Source organism: Acidisoma sp. (genome assembly GCF_965199065.1).
Lineage (GTDB): Bacteria > Pseudomonadota > Alphaproteobacteria > Acetobacterales > Acetobacteraceae > Acidisoma.
This window is the reverse complement of sequence record NZ_CBDAQN010000003.1, coordinates 1087501-1100383: the sequence shown is the minus strand read 5'-3', so window position 1 is coordinate 1100383 and position 12883 is coordinate 1087501. Positions and strand designations below refer to the sequence as shown.

The window sequence follows — 12883 nt, the reverse complement described above, 5'->3', positions numbered from 1 at the left end:
GTGGCCGGCTGGCCTGCTACTGCAGGCCGGTGACTGTCTCCGGCTGAAGGCTTCGCGTCACGCGTCCGAAGACGAGGCACGCGGTCAGCAGAAGCAGGATGCCGCCGGCCAGGAAGACGCCGACGACGCCACTGAAGCCGAACACCAACCCGCCCAAAGCAGCGCCCGATGCGATGGACAGCTGGATCGCCGCGACCAGAATCCCGCCCCCACTTTCTGTTTCGTCAGGCACGGCGCGCGCCATCCAGGTCGACCAGCCAACCGGCATCGCTCCGAACGCCATTCCCCAGAGCGCCACGAGAAGCGCATGCACCGGCAGCCCAACGTGCAGAACAGCGAGAACCACGCCTGCCGCACCGATAACAACCGGCGCGAAAGTCAGCGTGAGGCGCAGGCTGCGCTCCAACAGGACCCCGGCGAGCAGCGTGCCGACAAAATTCGCCAGACCGAACCCCAGCAGCATCAGGGCGATGCCGCTCGTTCCGACCCCTGCGACGTCCTCCAAAAACGGCCGCACGTAGGTAAACAGCGCGAAGTGCCCGCCAAAGACGAGCACGCAGCACAGCATGCCAAGCCTGACGCCCGGCCGCAGCAAGACCTCCACCAGCGTGGTCAGCCGCGAGACGTGACGGGACGCGAGGCTCGGCAGGAACGCCATCTGGCAGAGGAGCGTCACCACCCCGATGAGGGTCGCCAACAGGAAGACGCTGCGCCACCCCCAAAGCCCGCCGATGTAGCTGCCGAGCGGCACCGCGACGATCGTCGCGACCGAGACGCCGCTGAACAGGATGGATAGCGCCCGCGGCACCATGGGCGTCGGCACGAGACGTATGGCGACGGCCATCGCCATGCTCCAGAACCCGCCAAGCCCGACGCCGAGCAAGACGCGCCCGAGCAGCAGCAGCAAGAAGTCCGGTGCCGCCGCAACCAGCAGGTTCGACAGGATGAGAAGGACCGAGAAGCCCATCATGACGATCCGACGATCCAGCCCACGAGTGACGACAGCGGCCAGAAGGGCTGAGACCAGCGCCACCAGGGCGGTTGCCGTGACCGCCTGGCCTGCCAAAGCCTCCGAGATGCCGAGGCCGGACGCCATGGGGGTCAGCAGGCTGGCGGGAAGGAACTCGGCCGTCACCAGCCCGAAGACGCCGAGCGTCAGAGAAAAGACAGCAGGCCAGGAGGCCCGTTCAGGCACCTCCGCCGCCCAGCTCCGGTCCGCGTAGTCGCTCATCAAGGTCCTCGTTCGATCTGTTGTCCGCTAGATAGACTGGGACGGCCGGACGATCCATGATAGCAAGTCCGCTTCTGTTGATCGAAAGTCCATAGAATGGCCTCGGCAGGTGCCATCCCGCCCCCGCTTGACCTGATGAGCGAGTTACTGCTCGGCATGCGCCTGCGCGGCGTCCAATACAGGCGTATCGAAGTCGCTCCGCCCTTTGGTGTCGGTTTCGACGGTGGGCCGGACCGCGCCCATCTGCACGTGGTCGTGGCGGGCACCGTCTTTCTTCGTGGCGAGACGGGAGCGATATCCACCCTGGCTGCCGGCACGGCCGTTTTCCTGCCGCATGGTGGCAAGCACCAGCTATTATCCGCCGTTGATCTGCCTTGCCGCGACATCACCAGCTTCACGGGCGAGCCGGTCTGCGATGCTCTGTCCGACATCAAGGACTGCGCCGGAAGACCCGACTGTCCGGAAAACACCGTCATCTTCAGCAGCTGCATGGAGTTCGATCTGGGGGGCATGCAGCGCCTCGTGCGCCTGATGCCGGAAGCCATGATCGCGGGCACGCTGTCCGAGCGTCATCCAGAGGTCCTGCCGATCCTGAAGGCGATGGAGAACGAGGTCTGCGGCCGCCGCGTGGGCTTCGCGGGCATTCTGGGACGGCTCGCCGATGTCTTGTCCGCCATCATCGTGCGCGGCTGGATCGAATGCGGATGCGATGGCGCCTCGGGGGTGGTGGACGCCTTGCGCGATCCGCGCCTTGTCGGCGCACTCGCCGCGCTGCATCGCGATCCCGGACGAAACTGGACGGTCGCCGATCTGGCGGCCGAAACCGGCACCTCACGCTCCGTGTTCGCGGAACGCTTTCATGCCATCACCGGCGTCACCCCGTTGCGCTACGCCGCGGAATTGCGGATGAGGCTCGCGACGCAATGGATCGGGAGCGACAAGCTGCCAATCGACGCAGCCGCTGAACGCCTGGGATACGCCTCCCAGGCGGCCTTCAGCCGCGCCTTCAAGCGTGTCACGGGGCACTCGCCCGGAACCTCGCGGCCCTCGCAGGGTTCCGCGCCGTAATCAGCTGGCGGTGCCGCCGACGGTGAGCCCCATCATCTTCATGTGCGGCTGCCCCACGCCGACCGGCACGCCCTGGCCTTGCTTGCCGCAGGTGCCGATGCCGGGATCGAGCGCCAGATCATTTCCGACCATGGTCACCTTCGTCAGCGCATCAGGCCCGTTGCCGATGAGCGTCGCGCCCTTCACCGGGGCGCCCAGCTTGCCGTCCTCGATGAGATAGGCCTCGCTCGCCGAGAAGACGAACTTGCCGGAGGTGATGTCGACCTGCCCGCCGCCGAAATTCACCGCGTAGAGGCCGCGCTTGACCGAGCGGATCATCTCCTCGGGCGTGTGGCCGCCGTTCAGCATGATGGTGTTGGTCATGCGCGGCATCGGCGCGTGAGCATAGGATTGCCGCCGGCCGTTGCCGGTGGCGCGCATGCCCATCAGCCGCGCGTTCATCCGGTCCTGGATGTAGCCGACGAGAATGCCGTCCTCGATCATCACCGTGCGGCTGGTGGGAGTTCCCTCGTCGTCGACGGTGAGGCTGCCGCGCCGGTCGGGCAGGGTGCCGTCGTCCACGACCGTCACGCCGGGGCTCGCGATCCGCTGGCCGAGCAGCCCCGAGAAGGCCGAGGTCTTCTTGCGGTTGAAATCACCTTCGAGCCCGTGGCCGATCGCCTCATGCAGCAGGATGCCGGGCCAGCCCGAGCCGAGCACAACCTCCATCTCGCCCGCCGGAGCGGCAACGCTTTCGAGGTTCAGGAGCGCCTGACGCAACGCCTCGTCGGCGGCACCCCGCCAGACCGCCGGGTCCATCACGTGGCTGTAGCTGAAACGCCCGCCGGTGCCGTGGCCGCCCGTCTCGCGCCGCCCATTCTGCTCGACCACGACCGAGACGTTGAGGCGCACGAGGGGCCGGAGGTCGGCGACGCGGCTGCCGTCGGCGCGCAGAATCTGCACCGCCTGCCACTCGCCGTACATCGAGGCCATCACCTGGGTGACACGGGAATCCTTGGCGCGGGCGTAGGCGTCGATCTCGGATAGCAGCCCGGCACGCACGGCGAACTCGCTGCCGCGCAAGGGGTTCTCGTCACTGTAGAGGCGCTGATTGGTCGCCTGCGGCGCCGCGGCGAAAGTGCCTGCATGGCCGGTGCGGACCGCACGCACGCTGTCCGCCGCGCGGGTCAGCGCGTCGTGCGAGATTTCGCCGGCATGGGCGTAGCCGGTGGCCTCGCCGGCCACCGCCCGCAGCCCGAACCCGAGGGAGGTGTCGGAACTCGCCGTGCGGATGCGCCCGTCTTCCAGCGAAAGGGCTTCGCTTTCCCGGTATTCGAGAAACAGCTCGCCGTCATCGGCGCCGGTCAGCGTTTCCGAGACGATGTGCTCGGCTGCTGCGCGATCGAGCAACGAGCCACCCTGGCTCCCCGCTTGACCAAAGAACAAACCATCGGTGGTTTCGAGTGGTGTGGCGGACGGCATCATGGCGATGACCTTATGTCTGAGCGTGAGCGCGGGCTCCGCGAAGGCTATGGAGCGCGATTAGGCCGGCGCTGAGCAGAAGAACCGCGACGACCTGGTGCAGGGTCGCAAGATCGACCGGCACCACCAGCAACAATGTGGCGACGCCGAGCACGTATTGCACCACTACAACGACCCCGAGCGCAAGCATCGCATCACGGGGCCCTTGTGGCAGTCTCAGCTGGCGGCTGGAGCCCCACAGAACGGCGGCCAAGGTTGTGACAGCCGTCGCGGTGGCAAGCAGACGGTGGTCGAACTGGATGGCAGCCAGCGTGTGGAACCAGTTCATCCAGAAGGGGTGCAGAGCGTCGTAACCACGGGGGATGATCCGGCCACCCATGAGCGGGAAGCTGTTGAAGACGTAGCCGGCGCGGCTGCCGGCGGTGAACCCGCCTGCGATGATGGTGAGAGCCGTCAGCACGACCACCGCGATCACCAGCCGGCGCAGGCCGACGCTGCCCGGGACGGCAGGCGGGTAAGGCACCCACTCGGTCATCGCGACCCAGAGGATGGCGGCGTAGAGCACCAGGGCGACCACAAGATGCGCGACAAGCCGCAACGTCTGCACATGGTCGCTGTCCGGGAAGAAGCCCGACGACACCATGAACCAGCCGACGAACCCCTGGACGCCCCCGAGGCAGAAGATGACGATCAGCCCCGGCAACAGCTTGCGGCGGATCTGCCCTCTCACGGCAAAATAGATCAGCGGGAGGAGGAAGGCGATGCCGGTCAGCCGGCCCCAGAAGCGGTGGATCCATTCCAGCCAGAAGATGTGCTGGAAGCTGGTCAGGTCGAACCCCAGCGGCTGCATTTTGTACTGGGGGATCGTCTTGTAGATCGCGAAGAGGCGCTCCCACTCGGCGGAGGAAAGCGGCGGCACGATGCCGCTGATGGGCTGCCAATCCATGATGGAAAGACCCGAGCCGGTCAGCCGGGTCGCGCCCCCCAGGCCTATCATGACCAGCAGCATGACGCAGATTGTAAAGAGCCAAATTGCGACGGCGCGCCGCGCGCCGATAGATGGCACGCCCGTCGAGCGGCCATGAGCGATCACGAGGTCGAAGGGCATGGAACCTCTGGAGAGGGTTGCGATGCCCCTATCTAGGCGCGCGACGGGCTTCGCGCCTCCCAAAAATAATGAGCAAAACGTAAGACGCAGATCGCAACATGTGTGCGCGCGCAATCTTGAAGAGACGCGCCGGCCTCCGGGAGGGGCCGGAGCAGCCTATGAGCAACGTCCTAATGCAGCGCCAGGCTATGCGCGACGTGCCGCCACTGCGGCGGGGCGATCAGCTTTCCGGCGGTGCCGACGCGGACGGAGTGCAGCTTGCCCTCCAACTCGCGCGACCAAAACTCCAGGAACTTCTTCAGGCTCGGATAATCCGGCGCCCGATCCATATCTTGCCAGATGTAGCTCTGTAGGACCGCGGGGTGGTCAGGCAGCCGATAGAGGATCTCGGCAGTGGTGAGGCGGTAGTCACGAAGCTGGAGAGCCAGGCTCATTCTGTCGTCCTTGCTGCTAATCTATGGTGGGATCCGTCAAATCACCTTTAGCGGTCATTCAGTGCCCTCGGCCGTCTGGCGCGGCTGGACCCAGGGATGTCAGCAAGATGACAAACATCGCCGCAAAGAAGCAAGAAGAATCGAATGAGATCAAACGCTTAGCACTCGTCACCAGGGAGTGCTGCCTAAGTCGTTGACATCCTGGAAACCTTTGACTAGACCGCTGGCACTCTCACGAAGAGAGTGCCAACCGTGCTTGCCGGTGCCGCAGTTCAAGGGCCGCCCGCACGGCGCAGAAGGTCAACATAAGCATTCAGGAGCGATCCGAATGAAGTTCCGTCCCCTGCACGACCGCGTCGTCGTTCGCCGCCTCACCGCGGAAGAGAAGACTGCCGGCGGCATCATCATCCCCGACACTGCCAAGGAAAAGCCCATGGAGGGCGAGATCGTGGCCGTGGGCCCGGGCGCGCGTAACGAGCGCGGCGAGATCGTCGCCCTCGACGTGGTCGCCGGCGACCGCATTCTGTTCGGCAAGTGGTCGGGCACCGAGGTCAAGATCGACGGCGAGGAGCTGTTGATCATGAAGGAGTCTGACATCATGGGCATCATTGCCGGCGGTGTTGAGGCGAAGAAGGCGGCCTGAGCGGCGCTCTCTTCACCGGCTTAATCCGCAATCAGCATAAGGATAAAACTCCATGGCAGCGAAAGACGTTCGCTTTTCCACCGACGCCCGGGCCCGCCTGCTTCGCGGCGTCGACATTCTCGCCGACGCGGTGAAGGTGACGCTGGGCCCCAAGGGCCGCAACGTCGTCCTCGACAAGAGCTTCGGCGCCCCGCGCATCACCAAGGACGGTGTGACGGTCGCGAAGGAAATCGAGCTTGCCGACAAGTTCGAGAACATGGGCGCGCAGATGGTGCGCGAAGTCGCCAGCAAGACGAACGACCTGGCAGGCGACGGCACGACGACCGCAACTGTTCTGGCTCAGGCCATCGTGCGTGAGGGCCTGAAGGCCGTCGCCGCGGGCATGAACCCGATGGACCTTAAGCGCGGCATCGACAAGGCGGTGGCGCTGGTCGTGACCGAACTCAGCACGCGCTCGCGCAAGATCACTACGCCCTTCGAGACCGCTCAGGTCGGCACCATCTCCGCCAACGGCGAGGCCGACATCGGCCAAAAGATTTCGGAAGCGATGCAGAAGGTCGGCAACGAGGGTGTCATCACCGTCGAAGAGAGCAAGGGCATCGAAACCGAACTCGACGTTGTCGAGGGCATGCAGTTCGACCGCGGCTACGTCTCTCCGTACTTCATTACCAATCCGGAGAAGATGGTCGCCGACCTCGACAGCCCGTACATCCTCATCCACGAGAAGAAGCTCTCCGGCCTGCAGCCGATGCTGCCGCTGCTGGAAGCCGTTGTGCAGTCCGGCAAGCCGCTGCTCATCATCGCCGAGGATGTCGAGGGTGAGGCGCTGGCCACGCTCGTCGTCAACAAGCTGCGTGGCGGCCTGAAGATCGCGGCCGTGAAGGCTCCGGGCTTCGGCGATCGCCGCAAGGCCATGCTGGAAGACATCGCGATCCTGACCGGCGGCCAGGTGATCAGCGAAGATCTCGGCATCAAGCTCGAGACCGTGACGCTCGCCATGCTCGGCCGGGCCAAGAAGGTCCTGATCGAGAAAGAGAACACAACGATCGTGGAAGGCGTCGGCAAGAAAGAGGACATCGCCGGTCGCTGCGCCCAGATCCGGGCTCAGATCGAGGAGACGACCTCCGACTACGACCGCGAGAAGCTGCAGGAGCGGCTGGCGAAGCTTGCCGGCGGCGTCGCTGTCATTCGCGTCGGCGGCTCGACCGAAGTCGAGGTGAAGGAGCGCAAGGATCGCGTCGACGACGCGCTGCATGCGACCCGCGCCGCGGTCGAGGAAGGCATCGTGCCGGGCGGCGGCGTGGCGCTGACGCGCGCGTCGGTGATCCTGCACGGCCTCAAGGGTGACAACTCCGACCAGACCTTCGGCATCGAGATCGTCCGCAAGGCGATCCAGACGCCGCTGCGCCAGATCGCGGAGAATGCCGGCGCCGATGGTGCTGTCATTGCCGGCAAGGTGCTGGAGCGGGATGAATACAACTGGGGTTATGACGCCCAGACGGGCGACTTCAAGGACCTGGTTGCAGCCGGCATCATCGACCCGACAAAGGTCGTGCGTACGGCGCTGCAGGATGCGTCGTCCGTTGCGGGTTTGCTCGTGACGACCGAGGCGATGGTTGCCGAGCGTCCCGAGAAGAAGGCCCCGCCGATGCCCGGCGGTGGCGGCGGCATGGGCGGCATGGGCGACATGGACTTCTAAGTCGTCTGTCGGCGATTGGTCAGGCGGGACAGGCCGGGAAAAGGCTTGCTCCGCCGAGGCCGGTTCCTATTGTGATTTCGGAACGAGGGGCGGGTTTTACCCGCCCCTTTTTCTATGCGTTGTTGGTGCGTCCATTGCGATTGACAACCCCTACTGTTTTCTGCATGGCTAATGCGCGTTCGAAGTCTGGCCGGCCTTGTTGCGCCTCTGTCTGACGGCGTCGCCAATGCTCCCGGGCCTGATTGGTGCGGCGCGCGGTTTACTCGAGACGGAGTGGATACAGCTATGGCGATCGGCACTGTGAAGTGGTTCAACACCACGAAGGGCTTTGGGTTCATCATGCCACAGGATGGCGGCAAGGACGTATTCGTCCACATAACCGCTGTTCAGGCAGCAGGCCTCCGAGGCCTGAACGAGGGCCAGAAGGTCAGCTACGAAGTGGCAATGGAACGTGGCAAGGCTGCCGCGACAAACCTCAAGGCCATCTGATCAATCCGACCCTGCTCACGTCCCGCATTTCCGAGGGATAGCGACGGGAGCTGAGACCGCGTTGCAAGTAGAAGACCTAAGGCGCGCCGTCTCGGCGCGCCTTATCGTTGCCGGTATGTGAAGCCCCGGCTCACTTCACGAGGCGCAGGCGCGGACGGCGCGATGCGGACACGCTGCGGTAGATCGAAAGATAGTCCTCGGCCATCCGGCGCGCAGTGAAACGTTCTTCGAACATCGCGCGCACACCTGCACGAGGGATTGTGGGCAGGCGCCGAACGGCGGCGACCGCGCTCATTTCATCCTCGACGATGAAGCCGGTAACGCCATCATCGATGATTTCCGGCACGGAGCCATGGTTGTAGGCGATCACGGGCGTGCCGCAGGCCATGGCTTCGATCATGACCAACCCAAACGGTTCGGGCCAGTCGATCGGCATCAGGAGGGCGCGGGCGCCGCTGAGGAACGCCGGTTTCTGCTGCTCGTTGATCTCTCCAACCAGTTCGACACCGCCGTCGGCAATCATCGGTTTGATAACGGTCTCAAAATATTCTGCGTCGACACGGTCGATTTTAGCCGCGATCTTCAGGGGGATGCCGGCAGCGCGCGCGATGCGGATGGCGCGGTCCGGGCGCTTCTCGGGGCAGATGCGTCCCAGGAAGGCAAGGTAGGAGGGCGTCGCGGCCTGCGGCGTAAGAAGTTCGGCCGGCAATCCGTGTAGCACCGTGCCCACGTAGTGCGCCTCCTTGAGGGGACGGCGTTGCGCTTCAGAAATCGAGACGATGTTCATTGGTGGCAGCGCGGCATAGACAGGACGCAGTTCCGGCAGGTCAAGCCGGCCGTGCAGCGTGGTCACGAACGGGATGTTGTGGCGCGCGAACAGGGACGCCGGCCAGTAATCGAGGTGGAAATGCAGCACGTCGAATTCGTCGGCCCGCTGTCGCACGCGCTCCAGCAGAAGGGCGAGCGGCGCCGACCAGTCCCTGATCGTCGTGTCGAGGCGCAGCGCCTGCGGCCAAACTGCATCGAGTTCCGCCGAGGTCACGGAATCGCCGCTGGCGAACAGCGTAACCTCATGGCCGAGCGCCACCAGTTCTTCTGTCAGATACGAAACGACACGCTCGGTTCCACCATAGAACTTGGGGGGGACCGCCTCAGCTAGCGGCGCAATCTGCGCAATGCGCATTCTTCTCTCTCCTGCGTTAAGCGGGTATCTGCTTTGTTGAGGTAACAGATAAGAGAAGATCCTGGCCTTGCTGAGGCAAAGGGGTGCCGCGCTTGCGGCAGAACAAGGCGTAATGTTCAAGCCATTGAATCAACAGAGGTTCTTGACGGTAACATTATTGTGCGATGCAGCAAGTCACAAAAAAACCCGCCGGTGACGGCGGGTTTTCAACTTGTCGGACGTTTGTGTGGCAGGGCTTAGAAGCCCTCGCGCTCCAGACGCTTACGCTCCATCTTGCGAGCCCGGCGCACGGCTTCGGCGGCTTCCCGCGCGCGGCGCTCCGACGGCTTTTCAAAATGGCGACGCAGCTTCATTTCACGGAAGATCCCTTCCCGCTGCATCTTCTTCTTAAGCGCCTTGAGCGCCTGATCAACATTGTTGTCACGAACGAGAACCTGCACTTGGCCGCCTGCTCCATCTCTCTGGATTACATATAAGGTGGACTAGCGTCTGCTGACGCATGCCCCAGATCAGGGCGGCGCTATAACATGATCACCTGTTTGCTCCAACCGCTTTCCGCCACACCGTTCCGGGAGCCTCCCCTTGGCCATTCTCAAGATCGCCCGCATGGGCCACCCCGTTCTTCTCGAACAAGCGGCACCTGTGCCCGATCCGTCCAGTCCCGAGATCCAGCGCCTCATCGACGACATGATCGAGACCATGATCGATGCCGGCGGCGTTGGGCTCGCGGCACCGCAAGTACATGTTCCGCTTCGTCTTTTTGTCTTTCATCTACCCGCGGCCAAGGTCGCGCAGGCGGATCCGGAAAGTGCCGAGCCCGAGGTGTCGCCGCACGCGGTCATCAACCCGACGATTGTCCCGCTCGGGGAGGAGCAGCGGCTGAGTTGGGAGGGATGTCTTTCAATTCCCGGCCTTCGCGCGGCCGTGCCTCGCTTCGCGCACATCCGCTATGCTGGGCTCGGGCGTGATGGCAGCGCGATGGAACGCGAGGCGGCGGGGCTGCATGCCGTCATCGTGCAGCACGAATATGACCACCTCGATGGTATACTCTATCCAATGCGCATGAGCGATTTCTCCAAGATGGGCTTCACCGAGGAACTCTCCAGGTTCCAGCCGTCTCTCCCGGCTGTGGGTGCGCGAGCATGAACAACGTCGATCCGGACCAGTCGGCTGCCCTCGATGTCATGTTGCCGTTGGTGCCGCTCTACGGCTGGACGCCCCGTGCGCTGGCCGAGGCCCTGAAGCAGGCCGGGGCAGACCCCTCGGAGGCCGACTGGCGGTTTCCGGGCGGTGCGCCGGAGATGATCGAAGGCTTTCTGGCCCTATCTCTCGAGCGAGCGGTTCTCAGGGCGGAACCGGAGATGGCGGGGGAGATGCGGCTCGGCAAACGTGTCCGCAGCCTCGTGGCGGCGCTGCTGGCCGAGCTTGCTCTGCATAAGGAGGCGACGCGGCGTGCCCTGTCCTGGCTCATCCTGCCGCGGCAGGCGGCGCTGAGCGCCCGGCTCATGGCGACGTTGGTGGACGGCCTTTGGCATGCAGCCGGCGATCAGTCCTCTGACTTCAACTGGTACACGAAGCGCGCGACCTTGGCCGCCATCATGCTGCCGACGCTGCTCTTCTGGCTGAACGACATGGACTTCGACAATGAAGCGACGCTGGCCTTTTTCGACCGCCGGCTTGCGGGTCTGGCTCTCGTCGGCCGGGCGAAGGCGCGGATGAAAACGCTGTGCCAAGGCATCATCGGTCCTCGTTCGGGCCGGGCCGCCGCCTGAGCGGTCGCATACAACCCCGTGCCCCGCGTCCGCATCCACCACACGACGGAGTATCAGTACGCTGAACCGGTTCGGCTGACCGAGCACCGGCTGATGATGCGTCCGCGCGACAGCCACGACCTCCGGCTCCTGGAGGCGACACTCTGGATCACGCCGCCGGGGGCGCGCACCCGATGGGCACACGATGTCTTCGGCAATTCCGTTTGCTTCCTCGACTGGCGCGGCGCCAGTGCGAAGACGCTCCGCATCGTCTCCGAACTCGACCTGCAGCATTACCCGGTGCTGGCCGACCTGCCGATCGACCCTTCGGCACAGACGTATCCGTTCCGCTATGCCGGCGACGAGTATCCCGACCTCAGCCGGCTCATCGAACCACACCATCCGGACCCCGACCGCCAAGTCGAGGGCTGGGCGCGGCGCTTCCTCAAGCCCACCGGCAACACGCCAACCCGCGAGTTGCTGATCGCCATGACCGAGGCGATCAAGTCCGACTTCATCTACGAGGCGCGGGAGAGCAAGGGCACGCACGCGCCCCTGCATACGCTCGCGCACCGCCGTGGCGCCTGCCGGGACTTCGCGGTGCTCATGATGGAAGCGGCCCGGTCTCTCGGCTTCGCTGCCCGTTTCGTCTCGGGATACCTCTATGACGAGGCGCTGGTCGACAGTGTCGATGCCATGGTCGGCGGCGGCTCCACTCACGCCTGGTGCGCCATCTATCTCCCGGGAGCGGGGTGGGTGGAATACGACCCCACCAACGGCCTCATCGCCGGGCGCAACCTGATCCGGGTGTCGATGGCGCGCGAACCGCATCAGGCGACCCCGCTCTCGGGCGGCTATATCGGCCGGGCCCAGGATTTCCGGTCCATGCGGGTGGAGGTCGAGGTCACGGTAGGCGATCCACCGACCCCGGAGGAGCAGGCGCAGCGAACGGCTCAGCGGCAGGCAAGGGCGAAAGAGGCCGCGGAAAGCGCCAAATCCGCCCGGGTTGCCGAAAGGATTCCGAGCGAGGCGATGGTTGTGCCGGAGGCGCCGGAAGACCCGCTGGATGTGGTGGCGGAACGTCCTCTCCCGGAGCCCACGGAGCGCGAGATCGATCTCACGACCTCTTGAGGTCATGCCGCGTCGTTCCTAACTTTTGCGGTGTATCATGGTTCTGCCGCCTCATGAGGGGCAGTCTCATGCCGGTCGCCTGACTGAAAGGGACGAATATGGACATCGAGAAGTTTACCGAGCGGTCGCGCGGCTTCCTGCAGGCCGCCCAAACCATTGCGATCCGCGAGTTTCACCAGCGGATTACGCCTGAACATCTGCTGAAGGCTCTGCTGGACGACCCGGAAGGTGCCGCGTCGGGCCTGATCCGGGCCGCCGGCGGCGACCCGACGATCGCGCAGCGTACGGTCGACGCCGAGATCGCGCGCCAGCCCAAGGTTCAAGGAACCGGCGCGGGGCAACCCCAAATCACGCCTGATCTCGTGCGGGTTTTGGATGCGGCGCAGACAGCGGCAACCAAGGCTGGCGACGAATTTGTCGCTCAGGATCGCCTGCTCGTGGCGATTGCGGGCGGCGATGGTCCGGCTGCGCGCGCCCTGCGGGAGGCTGGAACGCCGGCCCAGGCGCTCGACCGTGCGGTCACGGACATGCGCAAAGGCCGTAAGGTCACCAGCCAAGCGGCGGAATCCAATTTCGACGCGCTGAAGAAATACGCCCGCGACGTGACGGAACTGGCGCGCAACGGCAAGCTCGACCCGGTCATTGGCCGTGACGAGGAGATCCGGCGCACTATCCAGGTGCTGGC

At 64.8% G+C, this 12883-nt stretch carries 14 protein-coding genes (1 of these 14 cut by a window edge); 8 read left to right on the top strand and 6 right to left on the bottom strand.

From position 1 onward, the window contains the following. Positions 1 to 16 precede the first annotated feature (16 nt). On the bottom strand, positions 17 to 1231 hold the full coding sequence (locus tag ACOEQ1_RS13210; RefSeq protein ID WP_419759706.1) for an MFS transporter: 1215 nt from the start codon (positions 1229 to 1231) through the stop codon (positions 17 to 19). Between the two features lie 135 nt (positions 1232 to 1366). Here ACOEQ1_RS13210 and ACOEQ1_RS13205 point away from each other — a divergent pair, with 135 nt between their 5' ends. Continuing rightward, positions 1367 to 2299 (top strand): AraC family transcriptional regulator, encoded by a 933-nt coding sequence (locus ACOEQ1_RS13205; protein WP_419759705.1) that lies wholly within the window; start codon positions 1367 to 1369, stop codon positions 2297 to 2299. On the opposite strand, the gene tldD is transcribed toward ACOEQ1_RS13205, so the two are convergent. From tldD to ACOEQ1_RS13190, 3 genes are all read right to left on the bottom strand, one after another. Further along, positions 2300 to 3760, bottom strand: a complete 1461-nt coding sequence (gene tldD / locus ACOEQ1_RS13200; RefSeq protein ID WP_419760694.1) for a metalloprotease TldD — start codon at positions 3758 to 3760, stop codon at positions 2300 to 2302. Between the two features lie 13 nt (positions 3761 to 3773). Then, positions 3774 to 4868, bottom strand: coding sequence for a COX15/CtaA family protein (locus ACOEQ1_RS13195; protein ID WP_419759704.1), 1095 nt, complete (start codon positions 4866 to 4868; stop codon positions 3774 to 3776). 170 nt (positions 4869 to 5038) lie between these two features. Beyond that, a complete protein-coding gene (locus ACOEQ1_RS13190) occupies positions 5039 to 5302 on the bottom strand; it encodes an usg protein (protein WP_419759703.1) in 264 nt (87 codons plus the stop codon). A 328-nt stretch (positions 5303 to 5630) separates the two neighbouring features. On the opposite strand from ACOEQ1_RS13190, the gene ACOEQ1_RS13185 reads away from it, so the two are divergent. The 3 genes from ACOEQ1_RS13185 to ACOEQ1_RS13175 all read left to right on the top strand — a co-directional run bounded on the left by ACOEQ1_RS13185 (position 5631) and on the right by ACOEQ1_RS13175 (position 8133). Further along, positions 5631 to 5945: a co-chaperone GroES gene (locus ACOEQ1_RS13185; protein ID WP_419759702.1), complete on the top strand. Its 315-nt coding sequence runs from the start codon at positions 5631 to 5633 to the stop codon at positions 5943 to 5945. A gap of 52 nt (positions 5946 to 5997) precedes the next feature. After that, positions 5998 to 7644, top strand: coding sequence for a chaperonin GroEL (gene groL / locus ACOEQ1_RS13180; protein ID WP_419759701.1), 1647 nt, complete (start codon positions 5998 to 6000; stop codon positions 7642 to 7644). Between the two features lie 285 nt (positions 7645 to 7929). Then, positions 7930 to 8133, top strand: a complete 204-nt coding sequence (locus tag ACOEQ1_RS13175; protein WP_227309180.1) for a cold-shock protein — start codon at positions 7930 to 7932, stop codon at positions 8131 to 8133. A 130-nt stretch (positions 8134 to 8263) separates the two neighbouring features. On the opposite strand, the gene ACOEQ1_RS13170 is transcribed toward ACOEQ1_RS13175, so the two are convergent. Then, positions 8264 to 9316, bottom strand: a complete 1053-nt coding sequence (locus tag ACOEQ1_RS13170) for a glycosyltransferase family 4 protein (RefSeq protein ID WP_419759700.1) — start codon at positions 9314 to 9316, stop codon at positions 8264 to 8266. Positions 9317 to 9552: 236 nt separating this feature from the next. Beyond that, positions 9553 to 9756, bottom strand: coding sequence for a 30S ribosomal protein S21 (gene rpsU / locus ACOEQ1_RS13165; protein WP_141459012.1), 204 nt, complete (start codon positions 9754 to 9756; stop codon positions 9553 to 9555). Between the two features lie 142 nt (positions 9757 to 9898). On the opposite strand from rpsU, the gene def reads away from it, so the two are divergent. The 4 genes from def to clpB all read left to right on the top strand — a co-directional run. Continuing rightward, positions 9899 to 10462, top strand: a complete 564-nt coding sequence (def, locus tag ACOEQ1_RS13160; protein ID WP_419759699.1) for a peptide deformylase — start codon at positions 9899 to 9901, stop codon at positions 10460 to 10462. Beyond that, entirely contained in the window at positions 10459 to 11088 is a 630-nt protein-coding gene (locus tag ACOEQ1_RS13155) for a COQ9 family protein (protein WP_419759698.1), read from the top strand. Before def ends, ACOEQ1_RS13155 begins: the two co-directional genes overlap by 4 nt. Before the next feature lie 18 nt (positions 11089 to 11106). Beyond that, complete coding sequence (locus ACOEQ1_RS13150; RefSeq protein ID WP_419759697.1) at positions 11107 to 12198, top strand: transglutaminase family protein; 1092 nt, start codon at positions 11107 to 11109, stop codon at positions 12196 to 12198. A gap of 98 nt (positions 12199 to 12296) precedes the next feature. Next, positions 12297 to 12883, top strand: partial view of an ATP-dependent chaperone ClpB gene (clpB, locus tag ACOEQ1_RS13145; RefSeq protein WP_419759696.1) — the start only. 1999 nt of this gene lie beyond the right edge of the window; 587 of the gene's 2586 nt are visible here — the first part of the coding sequence; the start codon lies at positions 12297 to 12299; the stop codon falls past the right edge of the window.